The 26686-nt window shown below is 70.1% G+C and carries 21 protein-coding genes; 9 read left to right on the top strand and 12 right to left on the bottom strand.

The window, feature by feature from the left end:
* The first annotated feature begins 105 nt into the window (after window positions 1–105).
* The 3 genes from ABZ794_RS02175 to ABZ794_RS02165 are packed head-to-tail and all read left to right on the top strand — an operon-like array spanning window position 106 to window position 2755.
* Window positions 106–942, top strand: coding sequence for a CPBP family intramembrane glutamic endopeptidase (locus ABZ794_RS02175; protein WP_210780563.1), 837 nt, complete (start codon window positions 106–108; stop codon window positions 940–942).
* Complete coding sequence (locus ABZ794_RS02170) at window positions 939–2099, top strand: histidine kinase (protein WP_210780564.1); 1161 nt, start codon at window positions 939–941, stop codon at window positions 2097–2099. Before ABZ794_RS02175 ends, ABZ794_RS02170 begins: the two co-directional genes overlap by 4 nt.
* Entirely contained in the window at window positions 2096–2755 is a 660-nt protein-coding gene (locus ABZ794_RS02165; RefSeq protein ID WP_210780565.1) for a response regulator transcription factor, read from the top strand. Before ABZ794_RS02170 ends, ABZ794_RS02165 begins: the two co-directional genes overlap by 4 nt.
* A gap of 32 nt (window positions 2756–2787) precedes the next feature.
* Here the strand turns inward: ABZ794_RS02165 and ABZ794_RS02160 are convergent, their stop codons facing one another.
* Window positions 2788–3525, bottom strand: coding sequence for a TetR/AcrR family transcriptional regulator (locus tag ABZ794_RS02160; protein ID WP_210780566.1), 738 nt, complete (start codon window positions 3523–3525; stop codon window positions 2788–2790).
* Window positions 3526–3682: 157 nt separating this feature from the next.
* On the opposite strand from ABZ794_RS02160, the gene ABZ794_RS02155 reads away from it, so the two are divergent.
* Together ABZ794_RS02155 and ABZ794_RS02150 are read left to right on the top strand one after the other, a co-directional pair.
* Entirely contained in the window at window positions 3683–4432 is a 750-nt protein-coding gene (locus ABZ794_RS02155) for an SDR family oxidoreductase (RefSeq protein WP_238688402.1), read from the top strand.
* Between the two features lie 136 nt (window positions 4433–4568).
* Complete coding sequence (locus ABZ794_RS02150) at window positions 4569–5612, top strand: NAD(P)-dependent alcohol dehydrogenase (protein WP_210780708.1); 1044 nt, start codon at window positions 4569–4571, stop codon at window positions 5610–5612.
* Window positions 5613–5856: 244 nt separating this feature from the next.
* Here ABZ794_RS02150 and ABZ794_RS02145 read toward each other — a convergent pair whose 3' ends face one another.
* Window positions 5857–6921 carry a serine protease gene (locus ABZ794_RS02145; RefSeq protein ID WP_307850419.1) on the bottom strand — a complete coding sequence of 355 codons (1065 nt, stop codon included), beginning with the start codon at window positions 6919–6921 and terminating at the stop codon, window positions 5857–5859.
* A gap of 364 nt (window positions 6922–7285) precedes the next feature.
* Here ABZ794_RS02145 and ABZ794_RS02140 point away from each other — a divergent pair, with 364 nt between their 5' ends.
* Complete coding sequence (locus ABZ794_RS02140; RefSeq protein ID WP_210780569.1) at window positions 7286–8347, top strand: hypothetical protein; 1062 nt, start codon at window positions 7286–7288, stop codon at window positions 8345–8347.
* A gap of 280 nt (window positions 8348–8627) precedes the next feature.
* Window positions 8628–9347 carry a VOC family protein gene (locus tag ABZ794_RS02135; RefSeq protein WP_210780570.1) on the top strand — a complete coding sequence of 240 codons (720 nt, stop codon included), beginning with the start codon at window positions 8628–8630 and terminating at the stop codon, window positions 9345–9347.
* A gap of 215 nt (window positions 9348–9562) precedes the next feature.
* Here the strand turns inward: ABZ794_RS02135 and ABZ794_RS02130 are convergent, their stop codons facing one another.
* The 8 genes from ABZ794_RS02130 to ABZ794_RS02095 form a co-directional block, all read right to left on the bottom strand.
* A complete protein-coding gene (locus tag ABZ794_RS02130) occupies window positions 9563–10912 on the bottom strand; it encodes a cytochrome P450 (protein ID WP_210780571.1) in 1350 nt (449 codons plus the stop codon).
* On the bottom strand, window positions 10909–11460 hold the full coding sequence (locus ABZ794_RS02125; RefSeq protein ID WP_210780572.1) for a flavin reductase family protein: 552 nt from the start codon (window positions 11458–11460) through the stop codon (window positions 10909–10911). The genes ABZ794_RS02130 and ABZ794_RS02125 overlap by 4 nt, the downstream gene beginning before the upstream one ends.
* On the bottom strand, window positions 11457–11897 hold the full coding sequence (locus ABZ794_RS02120; protein ID WP_210780573.1) for an acyl-CoA thioesterase: 441 nt from the start codon (window positions 11895–11897) through the stop codon (window positions 11457–11459). The genes ABZ794_RS02125 and ABZ794_RS02120 overlap by 4 nt, the downstream gene beginning before the upstream one ends.
* Window positions 11894–17659 carry a type I polyketide synthase gene (locus ABZ794_RS02115; protein WP_210780574.1) on the bottom strand — a complete coding sequence of 1922 codons (5766 nt, stop codon included), beginning with the start codon at window positions 17657–17659 and terminating at the stop codon, window positions 11894–11896. The genes ABZ794_RS02120 and ABZ794_RS02115 overlap by 4 nt, the downstream gene beginning before the upstream one ends.
* Complete coding sequence (locus ABZ794_RS02110; protein WP_238688396.1) at window positions 17656–18651, bottom strand: enediyne biosynthesis protein; 996 nt, start codon at window positions 18649–18651, stop codon at window positions 17656–17658. Before ABZ794_RS02110 ends, ABZ794_RS02115 begins: the two co-directional genes overlap by 4 nt.
* A 5-nt stretch (window positions 18652–18656) precedes the next feature.
* Window positions 18657–20621, bottom strand: coding sequence for a CRTAC1 family protein (locus ABZ794_RS02105; protein WP_210780575.1), 1965 nt, complete (start codon window positions 20619–20621; stop codon window positions 18657–18659).
* A gap of 361 nt (window positions 20622–20982) precedes the next feature.
* A complete protein-coding gene (locus ABZ794_RS02100; RefSeq protein ID WP_210780576.1) occupies window positions 20983–22038 on the bottom strand; it encodes a carboxymuconolactone decarboxylase family protein in 1056 nt (351 codons plus the stop codon).
* Between the two features lie 37 nt (window positions 22039–22075).
* Window positions 22076–23131: a carboxymuconolactone decarboxylase family protein gene (locus tag ABZ794_RS02095; RefSeq protein WP_210780577.1), complete on the bottom strand. Its 1056-nt coding sequence runs from the start codon at window positions 23129–23131 to the stop codon at window positions 22076–22078.
* A gap of 235 nt (window positions 23132–23366) precedes the next feature.
* On the opposite strand from ABZ794_RS02095, the gene ABZ794_RS02090 reads away from it, so the two are divergent.
* Window positions 23367–23936: a hypothetical protein gene (locus tag ABZ794_RS02090; RefSeq protein WP_210780578.1), complete on the top strand. Its 570-nt coding sequence runs from the start codon at window positions 23367–23369 to the stop codon at window positions 23934–23936.
* A 1-nt stretch (window position 23937) separates the two neighbouring features.
* Window positions 23938–24495, top strand: a complete 558-nt coding sequence (locus tag ABZ794_RS02085) for a copper resistance protein CopC (RefSeq protein ID WP_210780579.1) — start codon at window positions 23938–23940, stop codon at window positions 24493–24495.
* Window positions 24496–24610: 115 nt separating this feature from the next.
* Here the strand turns inward: ABZ794_RS02085 and ABZ794_RS02080 are convergent, their stop codons facing one another.
* Both ABZ794_RS02080 and ABZ794_RS02075 read right to left on the bottom strand, forming a co-directional pair.
* A complete protein-coding gene (locus tag ABZ794_RS02080) occupies window positions 24611–25573 on the bottom strand; it encodes a DUF1702 family protein (protein ID WP_210780580.1) in 963 nt (320 codons plus the stop codon).
* Window positions 25570–26568, bottom strand: a complete 999-nt coding sequence (locus ABZ794_RS02075) for a DUF1702 family protein (protein WP_210780581.1) — start codon at window positions 26566–26568, stop codon at window positions 25570–25572. The genes ABZ794_RS02080 and ABZ794_RS02075 overlap by 4 nt, the downstream gene beginning before the upstream one ends.
* Between the last annotated feature and the right edge of the window lie 118 nt (window positions 26569–26686).

Below are 26686 nucleotides of genomic sequence, written 5' to 3'. Positions count from 1 at the left end.
AGCTACCCGCAAGTGTCCACCGTGCGGTGACGATTGCAGCGGCGGAAAACCATAGGTTTCTTCGTGTCCGCTGGCGCTCCGGCCACGGTCTACGAAGGAGTCGCCATGCGATTCGTCAAACAGTTCCTAGCGGTCGCCGTCGCCGCCCTCGTCGGCTGGCAGTGCGTCGCCGCCGTCGAGGGCAACTTCTTCCTCACTCTGGTGATGGGCGCGTTGACGGCAGTGCTGGGCGTGGTCGTCTACCGGTGGGTCGTGCGGCGCACCGAGCGCCGTGAGCCGACCGAGCTCGGCCTGGACGGCCGGGGCGGGAAGCTGGGCCGTGGGACGCTCATCGGCTTCGCCATGTTCGCGGCCGTCATCGCCACCATCGCATTCCTCGACGGTTACCGCGTCGAGGGCTGGGGTTCGCCGACGGGAGCGCTGGGTCTGCTCGGGTTCATGGCGGCCGCCGCCGTCACCGAGGAGCTGCTGTTCCGGGGGGTGCTGTTCCGCATTGTCGAGGAGCGGACGGGCACCTGGATCGCTCTCGCCCTGACCGGCGTGGTGTTCGGCGCGATCCACCTGGCGAACCCGGACGCCACCCTGTGGGGGGCGACCGCCATCGCCATCGAGGCCGGGTTCATGCTGGCCGCCTGCTACGCCGCCACCCGGAACCTGTGGGTCCCGATCGGCCTGCACTTCGGCTGGAACTTCGCCGCCGGCGGCATCTTCAGCGTCGTGGTCTCGGGCAACGGCGAGTCGAAGGGGCTGCTCGAGGCGTCGACGTCGGGGCCGGTCGCGCTGAGCGGTGGCGACTTCGGGCCGGAGGGCAGCCTGTACGCGGTGCTGGCCGGCGTGGTGCTGACCGTGGTGTTCCTGTGGCTGGCCAAGCGCCGCGGGCACATCATCGCGCGCCGCCACCGCTCGGCGCAGGCCCCGGCAACCGCTACAGTCACCCGGTGATCAGGCTCCGGAGGCTCCCGGATCTGTGGCAGCAGTGGCCGATCACGGTCCGGGATCTCCCGATCGCCGTAGCCCTCGCCCTCGCGACGGTGGTCCCGGCCCTGGATCGGCAGGGTACGCAGCTCGGCGACCTCCCGGACCGCCCGTACGACGCGCTGACCATCGGTGTCGTCGCCCTGGAGTGCCTGCCGCTGGCCGTGCGGCGTCGGTGGCCGGCCGCCTGCCTCATGCTGGTGTCGCTCGGCTTCGCGATCGACCAGCTCCGCGGCTACCACACCATCGCGGGTACGGGACTGGCCATCGCGCTCATCAGCGCCGGCGCCCACCTGGAACGGCGCCGCTGGGCCGTCGCGGGTCTCGCCTCGGCGGCGTACGTGCCCCTGGCGGTCTCCCTCGACCGGCTCGGATCGGGTGAGGGCATCGCGGGGTTCACCACCTTCTACCTGCTGCTGGCGCTCGCGTGGGGCATCGGGGCGTGGCTGCGCCAGAACCGGGTCACCGAGGCGGAACGCCGCCGCCATGTCGAGGAGACCACCCGTACTGCGGAGCGCACGCGCATCGCCGGGGAGCTGCACGACGTCGTCACCCACCACGTGACGGCGATGGTCGTGCAGGCCGAGGCGGCGCGCTACCTGATGGACGCCCCGGACAAGCTGGACCAGACGCTGACTGCGATCACCGGGACCGGCCGCCGGGCCGTCGGCGACCTGCGGCAGCTGCTCGACCTGCTCAACCCGGATCACAACAGCACAGGCGATCCGCGTACGCCCTTCGTCGGCGACCTGGATGCCCTCATCGCCCATTCCCGGCAGGCCGGACAGCCGGTCGAGTTCGTCCGGGAGGGCACGCCGTCGGTGGCCATCAATGGCGCCGAGGTGGTGGCGTACCGGGTGGTGCAGGAGGCGCTGACGAACGCGCTGAAGTACGCGCACGGCAGCCGGACCAGGGTTCGCGTTCACCACGGGGAAGGAGAGACGACCGTGGAGATCAGCACCGACGGCTCCGGGGGTGACAGCGCGTCCCCGGGCGGCAGCGGGCGCGGCCTCGCCGGGCTCCGCGAGCGGGTCACCGTCCTCGGTGGTGACTTCAGCGCGGGTGCGCGGGCCGGCGGCGGCTTCCTCGTGCGGGCCCGGATCCCGGCTGGGAACCCGTCGTGACCGCGCCGGTCCGGGTGCTCGTCTGCGACGATCAGGAGCTGATCCGCGCCGGATTCGCGACGATCATCGACGCCCAGCCCGATATGGAGATCGTCGGCGAGTGCGGCGACGGACGCGCGGCAGTCGACCTGGCCCTTCGGCTCCGGCCGGACGTGGTGGTGATGGACATCCGGATGCCGGTGCTCGACGGCATCGAGGCGACCCGCCTGCTGGCCGGTGCCCGGGTCCCCGTGCCGGTGAAGGTCCTCGTGGTGACGACGTTCAACCTCGACGAGTACGTCTACGAGGCGCTGCGCGCGGGTGCCAGCGGCTTCCTGCTCAAGGACGCCCCACCGGCGCAGCTGCTCCACGGCATCCGCACGGTGGCGACGGGCGCCGCGCTGCTGGCCCCGGAGGTGACCCGGCAGCTGGTGGGCAGGTACGCGGCCCGCATCCGCCCGGCCGAGGGTGGCCCGCACGGCGGCGCGCTGACCCCGCGCGAGCTGGAGGTGCTCCGGCTCATGGCGGAGGGCCTCTCCAACAGCGAGATCGCCGCGGCCCTGGTGATCAGCCAGGAGACGGTCAAGACGTACGTGTCCCGCATCCTCACCAAGCTCGACCTGCGAGACCGGGTGCAGGCCGTGGTGTACGCGTACCGCCGGGGCCTGGTGACCTGAGCGGACCCGCTACTTCTTCGCGATCATGGCTACTAGGTCCGGCGGTTGCAGTCGCGCGCCTTGTTCGCGGAGTCTGTTGCCAGGACTTCTCGGCGGCCCTGCGCGTCTTCTGCAGCAGACGCGGTAACGACCTCACGGTCCCGGTGGTGAACGTCGGTGCCATATCGCGCAACCATGGTTCGGACGGCTTCTTCCACAACCGCGGTCGTGCGGGTAGGGGTCACCGTCCAGTCCGGGAGCAGAAGGCTCGGCCAGAACAGGTAGTTCGAGATCATCCCGAGGAACTGCGTAGCGGCCATCTCCGGGTCAGCGATGTCGGCGGCTCCCGCGTCGCGCTCGGCCAGGAGGTAGATCCGGACGGACTCGAAGTACGGCAGTTTTCCCTGTGAGAAATGCGCCTTGGCCAGTTCAGGAAAGCGTGGCAGTTCGGCGATGACGATGCGGAACAGGGCGGTCATCTCCGGCTGGCTCAACAGCGTCGCGTAGCGCCTTCCCAGAACCGTCAGGCCGGCCGTCAGGTCACCGGCGGGCGGCACGTCTTCGACGTCGTTCTCGGCCCACGAGTCGATGACGATGGCATCGAACAACGCTGCCTTTGTCGGAAACTGCTTGAACAGCGTTGCTTTCGACACGCCAGCACTGTCGGCAACACGCGCCAGTGATGCCCGGTCGTAGCCCACCTCGAGGAAAAGCTCGGTGGCGGCCCGCACGATGAGCGCGCGCTTCTCCTCCGCCACGCGCTGGTGATAGGCCGACGGCGCTGGGGTCATGCGGCCATCATAGCGAGGTGAGTGGGTTGACTCACCACTCGCAGGAGAGGTAGCTTCGACGTGGTGAGTCGGTCGACTCGCCACCCGGTTTCGGGTTGTCATCCCTCGCACGCACCCGGAGGATCTTTTGTCCCGCTTCGCCAATCAGACCGTTCTCGTGACCGGCGGCACCGGTGGGCAGGGGGCCAGCCACGTTCGCGCCCTGCACGCCGAAGGCGCCAACGTCGTCATCGGTGGCATCAATGCCGAGCGTGGTGCTGGCCTCGCCGCAGAGTTGGGAGATGGGGCGCGTTTCGTCTGCCTCGACGTGTCCCAGGAGGAGTCGTGGGCCGCCGCCGTCGCGGAGACCGAGAAGGTCTTCGGCGCGCTCACGATCCTGGTCAACAACGCCGGGGTGCAGAACCCACCGGCCCTCATCGAGTCCACCCACCGGGCTACGTGGGCTCGCATCCTCGACATCAATCTCACCGGCACTTTCCTCGGCATCAAGGCAGCCGCCCCGGCGCTACGGCGCGCGGGAGGAGGAACGATCATCAACATCGCCTCCACAATGGGCATCGGCGGTACGGCCTTCTACGCGCCCTATGTCGCCAGCAAGTGGGCGGTTCGGGGGCTCACTCAGACCGCTGCCCTCGAGTTGGGCCGCGACAACATCCGCGTCAATGCAATTCACCCCGGCGTTGTCGCCACTCCGTTCATCACCGAGCCGGCGGCCGGCAGCGACACCCCGATCGCCGACTTCTACTCGCCCGAGCCGTTCGCCGTCCCGCGACTCGGGCAGCCCGCCGACATCACTGCGCTGCTGTTGTTCCTCACATCGCCGCACGCGGCCTTCATCACCGGCGCCGAGTATGTCATCGACGGAGGGCTGCTCCTCGGCCCCGCACTGCAGAAGGAAACCGCCTGAACCACGCAGACCAGCATGGTGAGCGCGGACAGATGACCCCTGCTGTAGAAAAAGCCTGACGCCCAGGCCGACGATCGCATCCAGCACGCGTGTGGTGAGGTGCAGGCAGGTCAGCATCACGTCACCGGAGGACATCATCTTCACCGTCAACGCCATCGCCGCGCCTTCTGCCACCGAACCGCTCGTGCGTACCACGATCGAACGGCGGGACCTGGGCCCGCACGATGTTCTCATCGAAATCCGCTACGCCGGCATCTGCCACTCTGACATCCACACCGTGCGCGGCGACTGGGGCAGTGTTCCCTACCCGCTCACCGTTGGCCACGAAATCGTCGGCCGGATCACCGAGGTCGGCCCCGACGTCACCCGCCACGCGGTCGGCGACCGTGCTGGTGTTGGCTGCATGGTCAACTCGTGTCGCGAGTGCGAGAACTGCCGCACCGGAAACGAGCAGTACTGCCTCAAGGGCAACACCCAGACGTACGCGGGCGTCGACCGGGACGGCACCGTGACCCAGGGCGGGTACTCGACCCACGTCGTCGTGAACGAGGACTTCGTGCTGCGGGTGCCGGAAAGCATCCCGTACGAGGCGGCCGCGCCGATGCTGTGCGCGGGCATCACCACGTACTCTCCGTTGGCGCACTGGAACGCCGGTCCAGGCAAGAAGGTCGCCGTGGTGGGCCTGGGTGGTCTGGGCCACATGGCTGTCAAGATCGCCGCGGCGATGGGCGCCGAGGTGACGGTGTTGTCACAGACGCTGGGCAAGAAGGACGACGCCCTGCGCTTCGGCGCCGAGCACTACCACGCCACCAAGGACCCGGTGACGTTCGAGGCGCTCAAGAACAGCTTCGACCTGATCATCAACACGGTCAGCGCACCGATCGACATGGCCAGCTACCTCGGCCTGCTGCGTCTGGACGGCACGCTTGTCAGCGTGGGTGCCCCGCCGGAGCCGCTGCCGGTGCCCGTCTTCGCGTTGTTCGGCAATCGACGTTCGTTCGCCGGCTCCAGCATCGGCAGCATCGCCGAGACGCAGGAGATGCTGGACTTCTGCGCCGAGCGCGGCATCGCTCCCGAGGTCGAAGTCATCGGCGCCGAGGCAGTCAACGACGCGTACGAGCGGGTCCTCGCCTCGGACGTGCGGTACCGGTTCGTCATCGACATCGACACCCTGCGCTGATCTTCTGTGTCGCGCGCCAGGGTCCGCCGAACGGCGGGCCCTGGCGCACAGCCGGGGCGACCGGTGGCCGGCGGTGGTCCACGTTCGACGTCATCGACGCGCGGCGTCGTCCGGCGACGCCTGCCCAGCACTGTCTGCACGTCGGCGACGATGTTCACCGGCACCCCCAGCGGTCGCCGAGGTCGAGTGGCGAGGACGCCGATGGGCCGCCAAGGCGCAGAGCGCGCATCGGCGGCCCACCGTCTCAGCCGTTGTCGATCAGGCTGGCGATCTCGTTGTAGATCAGGTGCGCCTTCGCGCCCTGGTTCGACGGACAACCGCCGAGGTGGTGCAGGGCGATCACCCGGTGGCTGGCGTTCAGCACTGGTGAACCCGAGTTGCCGCCGGAGGTGTCACAGCTGTAACTGATGTTCCAGGTGTTGTAGTTCGCGTTCCGGACGGCGCAGGTCGCGCCGTTCTGGGTGTCCTCGTAGATCGACAGCCGCTTCGCGGTGCCGTCACCGTGCCCGGGGACATAGATCCGGGTGCCGGTGCTGGTGGCGGTGGTTGCCAGGTACAGCGTGCCGAACCCCTGGATGGCGGCGAAGTTGTTGACCGAGAACAGGGCGTAATCCAGCTGGTTGGAGCCGCCGCTGCTCACCCTGTAGAGGGTGGCACCGCTGACCTTGGTGCCGGCGCCGGGATTCGCGCCGCCACAGGTGGCGCACTGGTAGTTGAACTGCATCTCGCTGCCGCTCACGGCGGACTGCGTCGAGAAGCAGTGCTTGTTCGTCAGCATCCGGTTGGTGTTGCCGACCCGCCAGGTGGTGCACAGTCCACCGCCGCTGATCAGCAGCCGCGCCACCGCCCTGCCACGGGCGTACTCGGTGGGGTGGCTGTTCTGGTAGCAGACCACGTCCCGGCGGGCGTCGGTGCTGCACACGGACTGGGTGGAGAAGTTGTGCGCGGCGATTTCCGTGCGGTCGTATCCGCGCCAGAACCGGTCAATGGTGGCGGCGCTGACACGTGAGGGGCGGCTGCTGTGCAGTGTCACCACGGCGGTGTCGCCCTCCACCGACATCGCCCAGAAACCCGGCTGTCCGTCGGTGGTGTAGTCCGAACCGGTCGCCCGGTTCAGGTGGCGGTCGTACCGGTAGCTCTCCTTGCCGTCGCGGCTCGAGACGGTGACGTAGTCGCCTTGGGCCAGTCGCAGTGAACTGAAGTGCACCTTGACGTAGGTGGCACCGGGGTGCTGGATGATCTGTGTCCCGCCGTTGGGGGCGTAGGACAGCGAGCTGTTGACGGTGCGGAGTTCACCGATCGTGGTCACACCCTCTGCCGAGAACTGGTTCGATTCCGGTGCTCGCTCGGATTGTGGCGCGAGAGGGGCAACCGAGTACGCCTCGGCGGCGGGTACCGACAGTAGGCTCAGCCCAAGTGAGCAGGCAGCGAGCGCGACCGCCCCCGTTCGTAGGCGGCGCAGTGCATGTTTCATCTGTCGCTCCTTCTCAGGAATCAGCACCGAGACGTGCCTTCGGCCTTCATACCTGAGTTCACGCTAGACATGTAATCCCATCTATGTCATAGCTGCCTGCCGCGCCGCTTCGTCCGCCTCATGTCCGGATCACGGCCCGGACTGGGCGTACCGCACGTTCTCCGGCGACCCGGGCACCGTCGCCGCGATCGGGCAGGCCATGGCGCTGTCCCGGCAGGCGGTCACCAAGGGCCTCTACATCGGTCCGTACGCCGACCGGTCGGTGCGGGCGCTCGGGCTGGAACCGCCGCCCATGATGTGGATCTTCGAGTGGGACATCCCGACCGGCGACTCCGCGGCGCTGGACAGCATCTACGCGGTCACCGGCGGCCGCGTCGACGAGGCGATCGAGGAGGGCACGCAGGCCGTCGTGCTGGCCCGGCGCATGCGCGACCTGGTCGCCGCGACCGAACCGGCGACCTGGCGGGACGCCGAACTGCGCGGGCGTGACTGGCGGCTGGCCGCGGCGGCGTACCACGACGCGCGCGACGCGCACCGGCAGCGCTACGGCGCCGACGTGGACCTGCCCGCGTACAACTTCACCGCCGCCGACCTCGGGGCGCGGCGCGCCGACCGGGACCCGGCGATGGCCTGGGCGGCCCGGGCGTTGCTCGGGTCGATCCTGCTGGTGGTGCTGCTCGGCCTGTACGGGCGCGGGTTCGGCTCAGCCGCCGCGCGCGGGTTGCTGCTCGGCGCGCTCCGGCCGTGGCGGGTCGCCGCGCTGCCGACGCCCGTGACGCGGGCGGACCGGGTGTTGGTGTGGTTGATCCCGGCCGTGGTGCTGGTGGCGAGCCGGCTCGTGTTGACCTGGTTCGCCGCGCCGGCGCACCTGCTGGTCACCCTCGGTGGGTGGGCGCTGTTCACAGTCGTCGTACGCCTCGTCGTCGGTCGGCGGGATCCGTTCCACCTGTGGGCCGTGGTCGGTGGCGTCGCGCTGCTGCGCAGCGTGCTGCTGCTGGCGGTACTCGCCGGGCGCGGACCGGGCGGTTACTGGTTCGCCTTCTGGACTGCGCCGAGTCTGCGCGCGGCGTACGTCACCGTCGCGTTCGCGGCGTTCTGCTGGCTGTTCGTTGCCGTCGCCGTAATCCTGCGGGACCGGTACGGCCTGCGCCGCCGAAGCGCCGTTCGGGCTGACCCTCACCGCCGCGGGTGTGCCCCTCGGCGTGCTGTCCGCCCCGGTCTCGGTAGTGGGCCTGGAACGCGCGCTGACGGTGTGGAATGACCAGCTCGCGCTGCTGCCCTGGGCCTGTCCCGCATCCTCGGCATCACCGTCCACCTCGGTATCCCCGCCCAACTTCCCGCCTACACCGCCGCCGGCAATCCGCCTGATCGCCCGACCCCCCACCAACGACTTGGCGGGACAGCTGGCAGGCAGGAAGGCACCGTCGATAGCTCGGCCGGGCGGCGTTGGGCTTCTGAGTCATCAGCCGATCGGACAGCCAAAGGCGATGATCGGCTATTTCTATGTGCGACGGACACCCTGCGACGCCTAGGAAGGAGGCATGACCAACGAGGTGACCGTTCCCCTGCTGCCGTGCGCATCCATTGACGACATCGAGGCCTTCTACGGAGTTCTCGGTTTCCGCACCACGTACAAGCAACGCAAGCCCTACTCGTGTGTGGGGGTGCAGCGCGAAGACCTGCGTCTGCAGTTCTTCGAGATCGCCGGATTCGACCCGGAGCAGTCCTATGGCTCCTGCCTGGTACTCACCGCGGACGTCGAGGGACTCCATCGGGCATTCGCGGCCGGCATGCGCGCCGCGTACGGCAAGGTACTGGTGTCCGGAACGCCGCGGATGACCCGGCCCAGGGCGCGGAAGAACGCCGACGGGTTGGGCGGGTTCAGCGTCATCGACCCGGGCGGCAACTGGATCCGCGTCTTTCGGGACGCCGCCACCGCGCCCATGCCGGCCGCCACGCCTGCCGGGCGGCTGGCCAAGGCCCTAGCGAATGCTGTCGTGCAGGCGGACTCCAGGGGAAGCGTCGGACAGGCCGTTCGGATCCTCGACAGCGCGTTGGCCCGCCCGCAAGCCGACGACGACCCGGTCGAGCAGGTCGAGGTCCTGGTCTACCGCGCCGAACTCGCGATGGTGCTGCACGATCCAAAGACCGCGGCCGAGATGCTGGCCCGCGCCCAGTCCGTCACGCTCACGGAAGACGAATCCGAAAGGGCGGCACCCGCGTTCGACAACGCCGCCGAACTCACAACAGCACTGCGGTGACTCACCAGACGAGCGCCTCCCGCACCGCCCGGGAGGCATACCGACAGCAGCAGGACGGCCCGGAGCGGTACGTCGATGGCGCCGACTCTCTTCAAATGAGCGCCTGAGGCCCAGACGTGAGTCGGGCGCCAACCGCGCAAACTGCGGCTCCGCGAGGGCCACCACGGTGAAGGGGACGCCCTCGCGGAGCCGCAGTTCGCTCCGATCCGATCCCGCTATGCCTCGTGCACTGTCATCGGCAACCCGCCGCGAACCCGCAGCGACAGCATCGGCTCGGGCACCACCCGGTATCCCGGCACCTTGGCCAGCCGCAGTTCCCGCGCGACCATCGCGACCACGAACGCCGCCTCCATCATCCCCAGGTTGTTGCCGACGCAGAACCGCGGGCCGGCGCCGAACGGGATGTAGGCGTACCGGGGTCGCGAGGCCGTACCGTCCTTGTCGAACCGCTCCGGGCGGAACCGTTCGGGCTCCGGCCAGAACTCCGGGTTACGGTGCAGCGTGTACGGGCAGATCAACACATCGACCCCGGCCGGCACGTCGTACCCGCCGATGGTGTCCGTTTTCTGCGGAATGCGGGAAAGCATCCACACCGGCGGGTACAGACGCATCGCCTCCTCGATCACGGTCGCCGTGTAACGCAGGCGGTGCAGGTCGTCGAACGTCGGCTGTCGGTCTCCGAGCACCGACAGCGCCTCCGCCCGCAGCCGCTCCCAGACGGCCGGGTTCTCGTCGAGGAGGTGGAACGTCCAGCTCAGGGTGCTGGCCGTCGTCTCGTGGCCGGCCAGGCAGAGCGTGACCAACTCATCGCGCAACCGCCGCTGCCCGACCGCGACGTCGGGCTCGGCGTTCGTCGACTGGATCAGCCGGCTCAGGGCGTCGTCGCCGTCGAGCCGGCCGCCGCGCGCCTCGACCAACTCGTTGACAACCGTCTGCAGGTGACGACGGGCGCGGCGGAACCGCACCTGGTGCGGCAGCGGCACCCACATCGGCACCGCGCTCATCGTGACCATCTCGAACATCGCCTGGTCCTGCATCGCCTCGAAGGACCCGCCAACGTCGCCGAGCCCGCCGAGGTCCGCGTCGAGCAGGGTACGGCCGAGCACACCGAGGGTGAGCCCGGTGGCGGCGCCCGCGATGTCGACCGGACCCCGCCCGACGTGGCCACGCAACCGGTCCACGAACCGACCGGCCTCCTCGGCCACCACGTCGGCCTGCCGGGCGATCCGTTTGGGCTGGAACACCGGCTGGATCACCCGTCGCTGCTTGCGCCACAGATCGCCCTCGCTGGTGAGCAGCCCGTCGCCGAGGGCCCGCTTGGCCTGGGCCAGCCCGACGCCCTTGTGGTAGTTGTCCGGGTTGTCGGCGAGCACATGCTTGGCGTGGTTGGGGTGGTTGAAGAAGAAGAGAACCTTCGGGCCGATCGCGATGCGGGCCGCGTCACCGAAGGTGTCGGCTGCCGACGACATCAGCCCGAGCCGGTCCCGGCCGAGCTTCCACAGCAGCTTCGGCGCCGCCCAGAACGGTGGTCCGGGCGGCCGCCGCCGCGACGCGGTGAGTGTCATGTCGCCGCCTCGCTCGGCTCGGGCACCTGCGCCGGCTCGGTCATGCCGCGGAACTGCCCGTTGACGAAGACCAACACGTCACCGGTGCTCTCCCAGCGCAGCGACACCACGCTGCTCAGGAAGATCGTGTGATCACCGCCGTCGTACGTCCGCCAGACCCGGCACTCGAAGTGAGCCACCGCGTCGTCGATCAGCGGGGCGCCGGTGACGCTGCCCGGCGTCCACTCGACCGAGCCGAACTGCGCCAACCCCAGTGGCCGCCACCGATCGGCGAAGTGGCGTGCCACCTTCTCCTGCCGGTGCCCGAGCACCGAGATGCCTAGGGTGCCGGCCTCGGTGAGGATCTGATGCATGATCGCGTCGCGGCTGACACAGACCAGCACGAGCGGCGGGTCCAGCGAGACCGACGCGAACGAGTTGGCCGTCATGCCGTGTGGTGTGGCGCCGCCGACCGTTACGACGGTGACGCCTGTCGCGAACGTCCCGAACGCCCGCCGCAACAGCTTCGATCCGGCCACCTCGCTCGGAGTGAGCAGTTCGTCGCTCATCTCGCCTCCCCGTTTGCGTACGGTTCGAGTGCGCGGGCCAACGCCTCCGGTACCCGCGCCGGCAGTGTCCGGTTGTTGGGGCCACGCATGCACGCGACCCGTTGCCGACCTCGGGCGACGAGCGTCTCGCCGCCGTCCGGGTCGAGCCGCACGTAGTCGAAGCCGAACTCGATCTGGGTCTGCGCCAGTTCCACGAGCCGCATCCGGACCGAGAGGTCGTCGAACGCCGTGATCTCGGCGAAGAACTCGCAGTCGACCTTGAGAGTGAAGAGCTTGAGGTCGTCCTGCAGGTCGGCCAGCACGTCCGGTGCCCGCTGCTTGAGGAACATCTCCCGGCACCGCCCCTGCCAGCGCAGGTAGTTGACGTAGTAGACGTTGCCGACGAGGTTGGTCTCCTCGAAGCCGACCGTGTGGGGGTACTCGAAGTACTTGCTCATCGAAGCGACCACCCGTCGGTGAGCACCGCGACGACGACCGGGTCGGCGTGGTCGCGCAGCCGGGTCACGAGCACGGCGATCCGCAGTGTGCCGGAGGCCAGGGTGAGCCAGCCGTGCGGACCGACCGCGCTCAGCGTGATCGGGGTCTGTACCGGCAGTCCGACCTTGCGGAGGCACTCGATCGCCGTCCAGACCCGGGTGCTCGCGGTGTCGATGTCCTCGTCGGTGTCCCTCGTGAGCTGGCCGACCAGGCCGTCGTGCGGGCCGAGCAACGCCGACCAGGTCCCCGCGTCGCGCTCGGAGACCGCCTCGATGTCGCAGCTCAGCACCCCCCGACCGCCGACGCAGACGGTCACACCGGCACCGTGTGCCGCCGAGACGACCCGGTCGTCGTCAATCTCCGGCCGGCCGTCGGGCCGGTAGCGCACCTCGACCGGGCGGCCGAACACCCGTCCGGCCGCGAGGCCGGTCATGGCGCGTCGGGGCGGGTCGTCCGAGCCGTGTGGCTCGACCGCCACCGCGACCTGGGCACCGAGCAGGTCGTCGAGCGACCGTTCGAGGTAGGGGCCGAGCAGCGGCGCCGCCCACGGGCCGCGCCCGTTGCCCTTGCGCACCGCCTGCAGGCGCAGGCCCTCCCACCGTTCCACCACCTCGCCGCCCGGCGTGCGGACGGCGATGTCGTAGAGGTAGGTGTCGCCGTCGCGGCTGCGCTCGGTCGCCGTGAACCGGGCCTCACCCTTGTCGGCGAGGACCGGGCCAGCGGCGTGTACGCGTTCGATGCCGGCCGGCAGGAGCGTCGCGTGCGGTACGCAGACCTGCAGGCCGTGCATGAGCGCGTCCCGCATTCCGGGGTCACCGAGCAGCAGGTCACCGCCGAGGAAGCTGGCGAACCAGTCGTCGGTCGCGACCGCTGACACGTCGACGTCGACGTGCCGTGCCGCCGCCCGGTGGTAGCCGCGCAGCCGCTGAAACCGCTGGCCCTGGAAGAGGATGCCCCCGTACAGGTCCGTGGCCGGGTCGAGGGGCACCAGCGGTAGGCCGGCGCCGGTCTCGTCCGGTGGGCCGTCGAGTTCTCCGCGGTCGCCGAAGCGCAGCCGCGCGCGGAAGTGGTCGACCGCGAAGCCGGTGTCGGCGGCCCGGATGGCGACGTCGACGTCTTCGTCGCCGGTCACCACCGCCGCGATCCGGATCGTGGCGCTGCCGTCGACGGGTACCACGATCGGCCGGAGGAACTCGACGTCCTCCATCGCCGGCACCTCAGCGCGCCCGGTGAGCGCGGTGGCGGTCTGCGCCATGGCCTCCATGCCGAACACCGCCGGAAACAGCAGGTTGCCGTCGAGCAGGTGGTCGGCGAGATACAGGTCGGTACCGGCGTTGAGTTCGACCTCGGTCACCAGTTCGACACCGTGGTAGTGCACCAGCGGCGTGCCGACGAACCGCAGCAGCGGCAGCGTCGGCGTCTCCCGACGCACTGTGTCGATGCCCTCGGTGCGGCCACTGATCACCACCACCGGCGGGGCGTCGGGGTCGGCGATCAGGCGACGCATCAGGCGTACGCCCTCGTCGGGCGAGATCGGGACGATCCCGTCCCGCTGCAGACCCTCCACGACCGAGAGCCGCTCGCCCATGCCGACGCCGGACCAGACAGACCACTCCAGGCAGAGCGTCCGGCATTCGGGGTGCGCCGCCGCGAAGTCCGCGGTGATTTCGGCCAGCCAGTCGTTGGCGGTCGCGTAGTGCGCCTCACCGCGCAGTCCCGCCCGGCCGATGATGCTGCCGAAGGTGACGAGCATCCGCAGCGCGCCCGGCTCGACGGCGTCGAGGACGGCGCGCAGCCCGTCGATCTTCGGGGCGAACGTCGCCCGGAAGGCCGCCGCGTCCAGGTTGGCCAGGGTCGCCGGCTCGTTGCGGCCGGCACCGTGCAGGACCGCCGTCACCGGGCCCAGCTTCTGGCGTACGCCGTCGACCGCGGTCCTGACCTGCGCCGGGTCGGTGACGTCGGCGCGGGCGTAGTGCAGGCGCACCCCGGCGGCCGTCATCCGGTCGAGGTTGGCGGCCAACTCCGCGTCGGTCGCCGGGTCGCTGCGACCGAGCACTGCCAACGCCGCGCCGGTGTCCTGCGCGACGGCGAGCGCGCACTCGGCGGTGATGCCCTTGCCACCGCCGGTCACGAGCAGCACGTCCGACGCGTCGAGCGGCATGATCTCCCGGGCCGGTCGCACCGGCATCGCCCGCAGGGTGGGCACCAGCCGCACGCCGTCGGCGTCGTAGCGCACCTCGTGGAACCGCCCGGTGGCGGCCACCTCCGCGACCAGCAACGCCGGGTCGTCGAAGTCGGCGGGTACGCGAACGATGGTGGTCCGGATCCGGGGCATCTCCAACCGCAGCGACTTGGCCAGCCCGGCGGCGCCCCGACCACGTTGCACGACCACGAACCGGTCGCGCTGCTTGTCGGCGATCGCCGCCTTGGCCCCGTCCAGTGCGAGCGCCAGGTCGGCCTCGGTGCAGTCGGCCGGCAGGCAGACCAGAACCCCGCCACCGACGCCGCCGTGCTCCAACGCCTGCCGCAGAGACTCGGCGAGCGAGTCGCCGTCTCGCGACCAGCGCCGCCAGGGGCCGTTGGCCTCCACCTCGACGCGCGGTGGCAGCGGCAGGGCGTCGAGGTCGACGGAGAACGCCCGGGACCAGGCGGCCGCACCGGCCACAGTGGCCGCCGTCGCCGCGTTACCCTCCCCGGCGGAGCTGGCCAGGTCTTCCAACGCCTGGGCCAACTCCCCTACCGTGGCGACGGCGAAGTTCGTCGGCGTCTGGGCACTCGGCACCGAGAGCAGTTGGGCGGCCTGGTTGACCACCTGTCCCACAGTGATCGAGCTGAGGTGCAGATCGTCGAGGAGGTGGCTCTCGCCGCGTACCATCTCGATCGGAAGCTCGGCGCGGTCGGCCACCAACCGACGCAGCAGGTGCAGCGGCGGCTCGGAGGCGTCGGTGTCGGCCTCGATCTTCTTCGCCTCGACGGCCCGCCGCACGGGCTGCACTGTCAGCGGCGGCGCGGCCTCGCAGGGGCTCGCGAAGAAGCTGAACTTCGCCCCGAGTTGCAGCGGCCGGGTCAGGCGACCCTGGAACAGCCCGTCGTCGACCCGGAACGCGCCGACGACGTACGCGGCACCGACGGCGTTGAGCAGACCGGCGACCGACTCGTCATCGGTGTCGAGCGACACCGACGGCACGTCCGTCGCCGCGGTCGCCAACGCTCCCAGCACCCGACCGGGGCCGACCTCGATGAACAGGTCGAGGTCCTTCGCCGCGAAGGCCACCGCCTGGGTGAAGAGCACCGGGTCGGTGATCTGGCGGCGCAGCAGGGCCGGCACGTCGGTGTCGACCGGGAGGACATCGCCGGTCACCGTCGACACCACCCGGCGCGACAGCGGGTCGAACTGCTCATCGGTCAACCGATCGCCGAACGCGTCGGCGGCCGGTGCCACCAGCGGTGAGTGGAACGCGTGCGAGACGCGCAGCCGGGTGGTGGCGAAGCTCGCTTCGCCGGCGCGGCGGCAGGCCTCCTCGATCCCTTCGGCAGTGCCGGCGATCACCGTCTGTTGTGGACCGTTGAAGCCACCGATGACGACCGGCAGGTCGGCCAGCAGGGGCCGGACCGCCTCGGGTGCCGCCGCGATGCTCGCCATCGTCCCCGACGAGCTGTGCTCGGCCATCGTCTGGCCACGGACCATCGCGGTACGCAGCAGGGCGTCCTCGTCGAACGCGCCCGCCCAGTGCAGGGCGGTGATCTCGCCGAGGCTGTGCCCCACCGCGGTGGTCGCCTCGATGCCGAGCGCCGACAGCACGCGCAGGCCCGCCAGCGAGCCGGTGACGATCCGGGGCTGGGCCACCGTCGTGGCGACCATGTCGCCCGAGGTGGGCAGGGCCGCCTTGGTGTAGACCTCGTCGACCTCGCTGAACCGGCGGCGCAGGGCACCGCCGCTCGTCCCCTGCCCCGAGCCCTGCCCGGGGAAGAGATAGCCGATCCGGCCCGGACCGCCGACGTGGCCCAGGAAGCAGCGCTCGTCGGCGCTGACCAGGCTCGTCTCGCCGGCGTCCAGTACGGCGCAGAGACGTTGCAGCCGCGCGACCGCGTCGGCCGGTGACGAGACCACGACGGCCGCCCGGTAGGGCAGGTCGCGCAACTCCCCGTGCAGCGTCGCGGCCAGGTCGCCCAGCTGGGCGTACGCGACGCCGTCGACGAACTCGACGAGCCTGTCCAGCCGCTCCCGCAGCTTCTCCCGGGAGGCGGCGTCGATCAGCAGCAGCTCGACGTCCTGGCCGGAGGAGGCCAGCCGGCTGGTCCGGCTGTCGAACCCGCGCCGACGTCGGGAGGGGCCACCCTCGAGCACGATGTGCGTGTTGATGCCGCCGAAGCCCATCGCCGTGACCCCGGCCCGGACGTTCGGCAGGTCGGGCCACGGCTCCGCCTTGCGCAGTGCGCGCAGCGCCGGGTCGTTGTCGTCGGCCAGGATCTCGTGCGGCATGACGCAGCCGATGGCCGGGGGCAGCACCTGGTGGTGCACGGCAAGCGCCGCCTTGATCAGGCCGGCGACACCGGCGGCGGCCTTGGTGTGCCCGATCATGCCCTTGATCGAACCGATTGCGGCCGGAGCCGCGGTCGGGTCGGCGGAACGACGGGCGAGGGACAGCGCGGTCAACTCAGTGGCGTCACCGACCCGCGTACCCGTGCCATGTCCCTCGAAGAGGCCGACCGTCTCGATCCCGAAGCCGGCGCGCTCGTACGCCCGGTCGAGCGCGAGTCGGTAGCCGCTGACCTCGGGTCGGGTCATCCCGCCCTTGCCGTCGGAGGAGATCCCCCATCCGGCGATGGTGGCGTAGATGCGGTGGCCGGCGGCGCGAGCGTCGTCCTCGCGCATCAGGACGACCATCCCGCAGCCCTCGCCCGGCCAGAAGCCGTTCGACCCACGGTCGTAGACGCGCATCTCACCGGTCGCCAGCGCGCCGGTCTTCGCGAACCCGATGATCTCGAAGGGGTCGATCGACAGGTCGACACCACCGGCGACGGCCACGTCGACGTCACCGTCGATGAGGGTCTTGCTGGCGGTCGCGACCGACAGCAGCGACGACGAACAGGCGCCGTCGACGGTGTAGCCACCGCCCTTGAGGTCGAAGTGGTTGCAGATCCGGCCCGCGATGGTGTTGGAGAGCCCGCCGGCCAGTGTGTCCTCGTCGACCTCCGGGAAGGGACTTTTGAAGGTCGCCTCGAACGAGTCGAGGAAGGTCATCAGGTGGTCGTCGTCCCAGTCCTGGTCCTTGAGCGCCGCGGCGACCATGCGCCGGACGAAGGGCCAGCGCAGCCGCAGCTGATTCGCGCGGGTGAACTCACCGGTCAGGGTGTTGCCGACCACCACGCCGGTACGGTCCCGGGGCAGTCCCTCGGCCATCGGGAAGCCGGCGTCGGCCAGGGCCATCGCGGCCATGTCGAGGGCGAGCCAGTGGGTCAGGTCGGTCGAGCGGTAGGTGCTCCCGGCGACCTTGTAGGCGATCCGGTCGAACTCGTACCCCTCGATGACGGCGGCGTTGCGGGCGTAGAACTTGTCGGGCGTGTTCGGGTCCGGGTCCCAGTAGTCCTCGAGCCGCATCCGCTCGTCGGGGAGACGGCGGAACGCGCGCCGCCCGGCGAGGGCGTTCTCCCACAGCTCCCGGGGTGACGTGGCGTCCGGATAGCGGCACGCCATGCCGACTATCGCTACACGAGTCATGCGGGGACGACCTCCTTGCCGGTGTGTTCCTTGCCGTTGCCGTTGCCGGTGCTCGCTGGCACCGGCATCGCGGCCGTGTCGAGGCTGGGTGCCCGGTCCGCCTTGGACTTCTCGATGAAGTGCAGGGTCCAGTGGAAGCCGCCGCGGATGAGGCAGACGGCGGCGGTGGCGAAGAAGATGCCGTACGCGATGCCGAAGCCGGTGAGCAGGCCGTAGACCACGGCCACGCTGGCACCGAACGCCACCTGCGCGGCCGGCGCCGATGGTGAGGTGCCCGGGTCGGTGACCATGTAGTTGGTGAACAGCACGAACGCGACGCCGGTCATCATGCCCAGGGCCGCCGGGATCGACGTGTCGAGCAGCACCCCACGCACGATCGCCTGCAGAGCGAATGCGGACAGCCAGCCCATGATCAGCCACATCCGACCGGTCAGCTTGCCGTTGATCATCGTGCCGCCGACGATGATGATCGCCGGGATCAGCCAGTCCCAGAAGCCCGAGATGTACTCGGTGAAGTGGTAGGGCGGTGCGACGCTGGCCCACGGGAACACCATCAGGATCACCGCGATGCCGAAGTTCGACGGGTTCATGTAGTGCCGCATCCGGCCCCGGATGGGGGCCTGCAGGACCCACTTGGCGCCGATGGCGACCGCGACACCGAAGAGCATCGTCCAGAGCTGGTCGTTGACGTAGATCAGCATGTTGAGCGCGAGGCTCGTAATGTGCGCCGGATAGAGGAACTCGATCAGCCCGCGCAGCCCTCGGCCGCTGAATCGCGGGGCTCGGCCCTCGACGCGGGCACCGATGGCCTCCAGGGCGATCTCGATCGTGTAGCCGGCGAAGACCGCGATGAGGGGCCAGGTCCAGGGCTGCTCGAAGCCGAGGACGGTGAAGCCGAGGATGTTGAAGACCGTGATCGAGATAGCGAAGTTGCGAAGTGCGATGTTGACTTTCGGGTCGTGACGTGGCGGGGTGACGGTACTGGTTGCCATGTCGCTCACCTCTCCTGGGCCTGGGCGCCGAGCTCGAGCGAGTGCCAGCCCGGGGTCATCGAAAGCTCCTGTTGATGCGGCTGACCGGTGCGATCACGCCAGTTCAGCTCGACCCGCACCGGGCCGGTCACGTTCTTGCCAAGTCCGATGTGGACCTCGCTGCTGCGCTTGCCGGAGTGGCCGCTGCCACCGTCGACACGGCCGAGCAGCACCCGACCGTCCGCGGTCGTGACCTTGACCTGGGCGCCGACGACTGGCGAACCAGCGGTCCCGGTCGCGGCCGTCGCGCCGGCCGGGGCGGGATGGGTCAGGCGGAGGCCGAGGAAGGCACCGGGGTTCGGGCTCTGGTTGTGGTAGAAGACCGGCTCGTCCCACTGCCGGGCGACCGCGAAGTCGAGGCGTCCGTCGCCGTCGGCGTCGCCGGTCGCGATGCCGCGAGTCGGCACCGGCGCGTCGAGGCCCAACCGCGGCGCGATGTCCACGTAGCGGCCACCGTCGGACTTGACGAAGAAGTGCAACCGCTGACTGCCGCCGATGTCGTCACCGGGGCGCACGTGCGGCCACCAGGTGGTGTTGGTGAGCAGGTTGTCATTGGACATCGCGAGTTCCTGCAGCTGCGGCCACCTGTTGACCTCGCCCTTGACGAAGCCGGTCGTCTGCGCCACGACCAGGTCGCCGCTGTTGTTGAAGTCCGCCATCTTCACGTCCCAGCCCCAGCCGGACCAGGCGAGCCCGAGCGGCGCGCTCTCGTCCTTGAACGGGGCGGTGCCGTCGTCGAGGTGGGTGCGAAGGTCCTTGTGGTCCTTCGCGGAATTGACGAAGGCGAAGTGGCTCTCCTCCAGGCCGAACGTGGTAGCGATGTTGCTGACGTACATGTCGTAGAGGCCGTCGCCGTCCAGGTCGCCGAAGTCGACGCCCATGCCCTTGAACGAGTCGGCGCCCACCCGCTTCGACTTGGGGACGAGCGGGTCACGGACGGCCTTGACCGGAGCGAACTCGATCTTGCCGGGGGTCGACCTGTTGTAGAGCATCCGGTCGGGGCCGAAGTCGTGGGCCACGTAGAGCTCCGGCAGAAGGTCCCCGTCGACGTCGTTGGCGGCCGCAGCGAGGGCCCAGCCCTTCGACACGGCGCGCGGAAGAACGTCGCTGACCAGTTCGAAGGTTGCCGTCGGCTCGGCGCCGGCGGTGGCGCCGGTGCACCGGAAGAAGTAGTCCTCGCCGCCGTTGAACGCCTGCGACATCGAATGGTTCATCGCGACACCGTCCTTCTTGGTGTCGTCGAGGACCGGGCCGTGCGGGAAGTAGTTGCCGACAAAGATGTCGACGTGGCCGTCACCGTCGAAGTCGTCGACCGCGACGGTGTTGGTGTTCCACTGCGGGCCGTCGTAGCGGTCACCGGGCGACTGGGGCAACACCTCGACCGGCCGGAAGGTGTCCATCGTCAGGCCGACCGCGCCGGCCTTGGCGAGGTAGAGGATCGGCGTACGTCCCCAGAGGTAGACCAGCACGTCGGTGCGACCGTCCTCGTTGAAGTCGCCGGGGACGCACCCCATTGGCGCCATCGTGTCGCTCATCGGCAGCGGCGCCGGATTGAGCGCGAACGGCGCGTAGCGGGGGGTGCCGGGGCGGGGCACGGGGGTGACCACCACCTGGTCGATACGGGGATCGGTGATGCACAGGTCGTTGGGCAGCCCGTCCCCGTCGAGATCGTTCATCGCGACGCCCGAGCCGACCGACGAGATCCACGCGTTGATGTCCTGGTACTTCTGGTTGACCTTGCGGACGGTCTGCTGCGGGTAGCCCCCCGGCATCGCGATCGAGGCCGGCTGGAACGCGAACCCGCTCGCGGTCCGCGCCAGCTCGGATGCCGAGGCGGAGGGCAACCGCCCCAGTTGGAAGAGCAGGGCGACCAGGGCCAGCGCCACGATTGCGGGTAGCCGCCGATGCAGCCATGAACCCTTCTGCGACATCTACTTGACCTCCGATTGTGACGGACGGGTACGGGGCCGGGAATCCCATTACCATCGGTTTGGTAATGGCATTTCACCGATTCCTGGACGGCTCCACGGAACGGGCATCAGCACCGATAGCCGCGAGCGCGAGTTTCCAGTTCCGACCCCTTCGAACAGGGAGTTTGGCGACGGACTATCACCACACATCCCGACTCACCGATTTCGGTGAACACGCTGGATAGAGCGTCGCAGGGGCCTTTAACGATGTCTTCTTCGTCTGTGCTGGGGGCTTCTTCGTTCGTGCGGTGCGCCCAATACCCGGACATACGTCAATATTCTCGGGGCACCGCCCCGGGTGATAATTGTGATCTCCGGCCGACTACCGAAGGTGTCGGCTGCCGACCGCCAGCGCGGTGGCGAAGCTGGCCCAGGCGACCGTCTCGACCAACACGGCGTCGCCCTCGTGCCAGGCCTGGAACTCCGCGACGGTCTCCTCGTCGACCTGATACGACGCGAAGGCCGCCAGCAGGGCGAGCCGGCCCGCGGACCGGTCGGGCTCCGGCAGGTCGGCGATCGCCCGCTCGCACCACTCACGACTCAGGCCGGTGTCGGCACCCTGCCAGGCGTCGAGATGCGCGGCGACGAGCGCGCGCACCCGCGGAGGAACCGACCGCTCCCCGGCAGCGGTGAAGGCCGCGTTGGCGCGAGCCACCGCGTCCGCCACCGACGCGCTGCCCAGCGCCCAGCCCGCCTCCGGCGGCAGGTCGGCCGCGGGTAGCAGGGACAGTGAGCGACCGGCCGGGTGCTCCTCGCGCAGGATGGGGTGCAGCAACCGGCTGACGCCGCGCTTCATCCTCCGCTTGGCCCGGGAGCCGAGCTGCGGTGGCAGCAGGAAACTCGACAGGAAGACGTTGACCATGCGGCTCAGGTAGTGGAACCCCACCACGACGCCCACCAACTCGGCGCGCTCCGCCGGGGTGAGCGTCAGGTCGAACGCCGGGAAAGCCGCCGGCTGGTGGGCGGCCCGCGCCCAGCCGGCGAGCGTACGCACCCGCGGATCCACGACGTCCTCGACCCGGTCGGCGACGATCGCCTCGGCGTCGTGCTCGGTCGACAGGTCGTACATGCCGGTGCTGTGCATGTCGACGCAGTAGGGGCAGATGTTGGCAACCGACACCGCCGACGCCACCGCCTCCTTGGCCAGCCGGTCGACGGCGCCACCGGTCATCAGCGGCTCGCGCATCAGCATCCAGTAGGCGGCGAGTGTCCGGGGGGCCGGCGAGTGCAGCAGCAGCGGCGGTACGACCAGGCGCATCTCGTCGGTGGCCTGCCGGTAGACCTCGGCCACCAGACCGTCGGCTGCGGTGGGTGCGACAGGCGTCACGTACTTCACCTGGCGCTGAACGACCGACGAGACGACGCGGGCGGCGACCATGGTTACCTCCGTTGAGGGTGTGGACGTCGCACTAGCATCACGCCGGTAACGCCGCCGACCCCACTCCGAGCGTGCCGACCCGCAGCGCCGCCTTCATCGCCGCCCAGGAGGTGACCTCGATCAACTCCCGGTCGCCAACCCCCGTCGCCCGAAGCGCGTCGAAGTCGGCGTCGATCGACTGGTAGGAGCCGAACGCCGCCAGCAGGGCCAACCGGCCGGCGGGTTGGTCGGCCGGCGCGAGCGCCGATACCGCCTCGCTCAACCAGCCGCGGTTGGCCCCGGGAGGCCGCCCGTCCCAGGCGTCCAGCCGAGCGGTGACCAGCGACCGCACCGGGCCGGGCACCGAACGCAGGCCCGCGCGGTCGAAGGCGGCACCGGCCCGCGCGAACGCGTCGCCGATGCTCGGACTGCCGGCGGCCCACTCCGGCACCGCTGTCGCCGCCGCGGCGGGGAGCAGCGCCAGCGCCGCCCCCGGCTCGGGCCCGCTCCCGCGCAGATCCATCAACCTCCCGAACACCCTCCGGACCGTCGTCCGTGCGGCGCCGGGCAGCCGCGGCGGGAACGGCGACTCCGGGAGGAACAGGTTGACCATGCGGTTGATGTAGTGGAACACCACCGCCACGCCCAGCACCTCGGGGACCGCCGCGGCCCGCACCGGGACCGCCGCGGCGACGTGCCCGCTGTCGCGTGCCCAGCCCGCGACCGCCCGAAGGCCCGGATCGACGAGTTGGTGGAGGTTGCCCGAGGCGATCTGCGCCGACTCCCGCCCGCGAGCCAGGCCGTGCATCGTCGAGCTGTGCACGTCGACGCAGTAGGGGCAGGCGTTGCCGAGGGAGACGGCGGTCGCCACCGCCTCCTTCGTTCCCCGGTCGACGACACCCCTCGCGACAAGCGTTTCCCGCAGGATCATCCAGCACCCGGCGAGTGGCTCGGGGGCCGGTGAGTGCAGGGCAACCGGCGGGGCGAGCATTCCGAAGTCGCGTTCGACGTGCTCGTACACAGTGGCAACCAGTCCCTCGGCCACGGCGATCGGCACCGGCGTGACGTGCCGTACCGTCCCCGCGGCCCGGCGGGTGCCTCGAATCATGATCATGCCCACGACGCTCTCCCTTCGACCGCAAGCCCAAGGATGTCGATATCGACGGGCCGGGGCCGTCTCCGAACTTGCGGTATCGGGTCGATCCGCACGCGCACCAGGCGGTGGCCGCAGAAAATCGGCCGGCCGCCCGGGCCCGGGTCGGGGCACAAGAGCACGTCGAAAGAAATCCTTCCGTCACCCATTGATTACCGTAAACGCCGGGCCACGCCCTCTGACGAATGGAGTGTCCATGTCCGCTGTTGCGGCCCCACCGAGGTCGGGTTTCCTCGCGTCCCTCAACGGCCGGCACCACCGCGCCGCCCTGAACAGCTTCATGGTGATCGTGATCGCGCACTGGGCGGAACACCTCGTGCAGGCGTACCAGATCTTCGTGCTCGACATGCCCCGGCCCGCGTCGCGTGGCGTGCTCGGACAGTTCTGGCCGTGGTTGGTCACCTCGGAGTACCTGCACTACGGCTACGCCATCGTGATGCTCGTCGGTCTCTTTCTGCTCCGGCCGGGCTTCGTCGGTCGGGCCCGCACCTGGTGGACGATCGCTCTCGCCATCCAGTTCTGGCACCACATCGAGCACCTGCTGCTCCTCATCCAGGTGCAGGCCGGCTTCAACCTCTTCGGCGCCGCGGTGCCGACCAGCGTCCTGCAGCTCGTCATGCCCCGCGTCGAATTGCACCTGTTCTACAACTCGATCGTCTTCATCCCGATGCTGGTCGCGGTCTACTACCACCTGCGGCCGAGCCGGGTCGAGGTCGAGGCGATGCGGTGCAGCTGCGCGCCACGTCCCGTAGCGTCGCTGGCCTGACGTGGTCCGCCGAGGTGGGGCGCTGCTGCTCATCGTCCTCCTGCTGTCCAGCGTCGCGTCGTCGGCCTCCGCCGACGGCGGTCTGATCACCAGCGACCCTGCCGCGGGTGCCGCCGTCTCGGTGGCACCCGCGGCCGTCGCGCTCACGTTCTCCGACGCGCCGGACCTGGCGCTCTCCCACGTCGCCGTGCTCGACGACGCGGGCAACCCGATCCAGTCGGGCGACGCGCGACAGGGCCCGGAGCGCACGGTGACCGTGCCGATCACCGTCGCCCGTCCGGGCAACCTGACGGTCGCCTTCCACATGGCACTCACCAACGGGGGCGAGGCCACCGGAAGCCTGCGGTTCAGCGTGGGCACCGGGGTGGCACCTCCGGCGCCGTCCGAGGTCGTCCGGCAGGCCACCGCCGACGCACTCACCGCGCACCAACACTCGATCGACCCGATGAGCGCCTTCCTGCTCTTCGTCGACGGGCTCGCCGTGGTGGTCGTGCTGGCACTGCTGTACCTCCGCCGGCCCTACCAGGCCGCGCCCGACACGCCCGACCCGCGTCCGTGATCATTCCGGCGGCGCCGGTGACCAGTCCACAAGGCCACCGGCTGAGTAGGTGACCGGCGGCTGCACGTCACAAGCAGAAGGGGCCCCGCCGGACGGCGGGGCCCCTTGCCGCCGGTCAACTGCCGAAGTTGGCGACCATGGCCGCGGCGATGCGCTCGCGCCAGACCGCGAACGCCGGGGTCTGCCCGTCAGCGGGCAGGTCGACAAGCGCCTCGTCGGTGACCTTCGAGGCGCTGGCCGGCGACATGCCGCAGAGCAGCTCGGTCGCCAGCTCGGTGTGAGGCTGCACGAGGTCGGCCTTGACCCGGGACGCCGCCGCGAAGGCGACACCCTGCATGAGCTGGGGGCGGTACGGGCCGGCCAGGTCCCGCAACCGGCGCAGCTCGGTGTCCGACGCGCCGCCCGCGTACCCCGCGGCGAGGCCGGTGCCCGCCCACAGGTCGGGTCGCCGCGCCACCGGGAAGCGGTTGAGCAGGCCGGCCACCGTCTCGGGATCGGTGCCACCGACGAACCACGACGCCCGGCCGATGCCCTGGTCGATGGCGTTGTTGGCGTACGGGTGGCCCGGCCACGGGAAGCGTTCGTCGCGGAACTGCTGGTGCACGTAGCGTTTGGTGACGAAGTAGGCCTGGTGGAACCCGTACCCGTCGAGGACCAGCCAGCGCAGCAGCGGGTCCGGGGCGTACAGGGTGGACCAGCGGAAACGGGGAAGTCGGGCCATCGCCCAGCCCACCCCGACGTAGACCATGTAGACGTGGTGTCGGGCCCGCCCGTCGAGGAAGTCGGCGACGTGCCGGGTCCCGCCGCCGGGCAACCCGTCGCGCATCGCCAGGGCCATCGCGGCGCCCTCGTAGGCGAAGCCGCGATAGCCGGTCGGCACCTGTTCCAGCGACGGTTCGGCATCCGTGGGCCGCTTCGCCTCGGCCGCGAACGCGTACCCGGCGAGGAATGTGCGGCCGACGGTCTCCAACCGCTCCCGCCCGGCGGCGGACTTCACATGGAAGCCGCGGACGTCCATCCTGGTGGCCGCGACGTCGGGGGTCAGCACCCTGCGTCGCAGGCTGCGCCAAACGCTCATCGAACCCTCCTGTCCTCATCGTGAATGGCGGCGAGGCGGGCCCGGATCCGGTGGCGCCACACCTCGTAGTCGGGTTCCTCGGTGTCGGCGAAACCCACGGCCGCGACCTCGTCGGCCAGTGCCGCGGCCTTCTCGGCGGGCAGGCCGGCGAGGATGGTGACACCCGCCTCGCTGTGTTCGGGCAGGTAGCCGGCGAAGGTACGCGCCTTCGCGGCGAAGACCGAGCCCTGCCCGAGGTGGTCGCGGTGCGCACCGGCGGCGGTGCGGAGGTGCCGCAGCCCTTCGGGTGTGGTGCCGCCGGCGAACGTCGCGGCCAGACCGACCCCGCTCCACAGGTCGGCCCGCCGCTCCGGGGCGAACCGTTCGACGGCCGCCGTGACGTCGGCGGGTTCGCCGCCGTGAATGAACCACAGCGCACGACCGATTCCCTGGTCGACGGCGCGCGGGAAGTAGTCGGCGCGGCCGAGCCACGGGTACGGCGCCAGCCTGCGCTGCTGCCCCACCCACCGGTCGGTCTCGAAGTAGGCGCGGTCGAAGCCGTAGCCGTCGACAGCCAACCAGCTCATGGTCGGGTAGTAGGGGGTGCCGGTCAGGTCCGGCAGCACGTTTTTCCACAGTGGACGGGGCAGCCGGGCCATCGCGAAGCCGATCCCGATGTAGGTCAGGAAGGTGTGTGGCAGGCCGGGGCCGCTCAGCAGGTCCCGGGCCTGGTGGCGCCGCCCGCCCGGCATGACGTCGCGGACCGTCAGTGCCATGGTGGCGCCCTCGTAGGCGAAGCCGCGCTGCTCCTGATCGACCAGCTCCAGGCGTCGCTCCAGTTCCCACTGGTCACGCGCCTCGATACCCCACTCGAAGCCGCAGATCACCGCCTGTGGGATCGCTTCCAGACGCTCGGTTGTCGGGCTCGGCCTGACCGGGAAGCCCCGGCCTTCGAACGTGACGTCGGTCAGCGACGGCGTCAGCGCCATCCGGCGGATCGCACCCAGCATCGGCATGTCGCTCGTACCTCCCAAGTTTTGTTCCATCGTGCGCGCGGGTGCCCCGGCGGTTCGTCTTCAGGCGTGCGCGGTCGGCCGACGGCACGACGGAAGAACGGCACGGATCGCGGCGGGA

Origin of the sequence: Micromonospora sp. NPDC047187, from assembly GCF_040643355.1 — a bacterium.
Lineage (GTDB): Bacteria > Actinomycetota > Actinomycetes > Mycobacteriales > Micromonosporaceae > Micromonospora > Micromonospora salmantinae.
Note: the sequence above shows the minus strand (reverse complement) of the source record. Positions and strands in the feature narration are given on the sequence as shown.

What these genes read in the sequence shown, in the direction of transcription:
- ABZ794_RS02175 (WP_210780563.1), top strand. Translation starts at nt 106, where the DNA reads ATGCGATTCGTCAAACAGTTCCTAGCGGTCGCCGTCGCCGCCCTCGTC.
- ABZ794_RS02160 (WP_210780566.1), bottom strand. Translation starts at nt 3,525, where the DNA reads ATGACCCCAGCGCCGTCGGCCTATCACCAGCGCGTGGCGGAGGAGAAG.
- ABZ794_RS02140 (WP_210780569.1), top strand. Translation starts at nt 7,286, where the DNA reads ATGGCGCTGTCCCGGCAGGCGGTCACCAAGGGCCTCTACATCGGTCCG.
- ABZ794_RS02135 (WP_210780570.1), top strand. Translation starts at nt 8,628, where the DNA reads ATGACCAACGAGGTGACCGTTCCCCTGCTGCCGTGCGCATCCATTGAC.
- ABZ794_RS02130 (WP_210780571.1), bottom strand. Translation starts at nt 10,912, where the DNA reads ATGACACTCACCGCGTCGCGGCGGCGGCCGCCCGGACCACCGTTCTGG.
- ABZ794_RS02125 (WP_210780572.1), bottom strand. Translation starts at nt 11,460, where the DNA reads ATGAGCGACGAACTGCTCACTCCGAGCGAGGTGGCCGGATCGAAGCTG.
- ABZ794_RS02120 (WP_210780573.1), bottom strand. Translation starts at nt 11,897, where the DNA reads ATGAGCAAGTACTTCGAGTACCCCCACACGGTCGGCTTCGAGGAGACC.
- ABZ794_RS02115 (WP_210780574.1), bottom strand. Translation starts at nt 17,659, where the DNA reads ATGACTCGTGTAGCGATAGTCGGCATGGCGTGCCGCTATCCGGACGCC.
- ABZ794_RS02110 (WP_238688396.1), bottom strand. Translation starts at nt 18,651, where the DNA reads ATGGCAACCAGTACCGTCACCCCGCCACGTCACGACCCGAAAGTCAAC.
- ABZ794_RS02105 (WP_210780575.1), bottom strand. Translation starts at nt 20,621, where the DNA reads ATGTCGCAGAAGGGTTCATGGCTGCATCGGCGGCTACCCGCAATCGTG.
- ABZ794_RS02100 (WP_210780576.1), bottom strand. Translation starts at nt 22,038, where the DNA reads ATGGTCGCCGCCCGCGTCGTCTCGTCGGTCGTTCAGCGCCAGGTGAAG.
- ABZ794_RS02095 (WP_210780577.1), bottom strand. Translation starts at nt 23,131, where the DNA reads ATGATCATGATTCGAGGCACCCGCCGGGCCGCGGGGACGGTACGGCAC.
- ABZ794_RS02090 (WP_210780578.1), top strand. Translation starts at nt 23,367, where the DNA reads ATGTCCGCTGTTGCGGCCCCACCGAGGTCGGGTTTCCTCGCGTCCCTC.
- ABZ794_RS02080 (WP_210780580.1), bottom strand. Translation starts at nt 25,573, where the DNA reads ATGAGCGTTTGGCGCAGCCTGCGACGCAGGGTGCTGACCCCCGACGTC.
- ABZ794_RS02075 (WP_210780581.1), bottom strand. Translation starts at nt 26,568, where the DNA reads ATGCCGATGCTGGGTGCGATCCGCCGGATGGCGCTGACGCCGTCGCTG.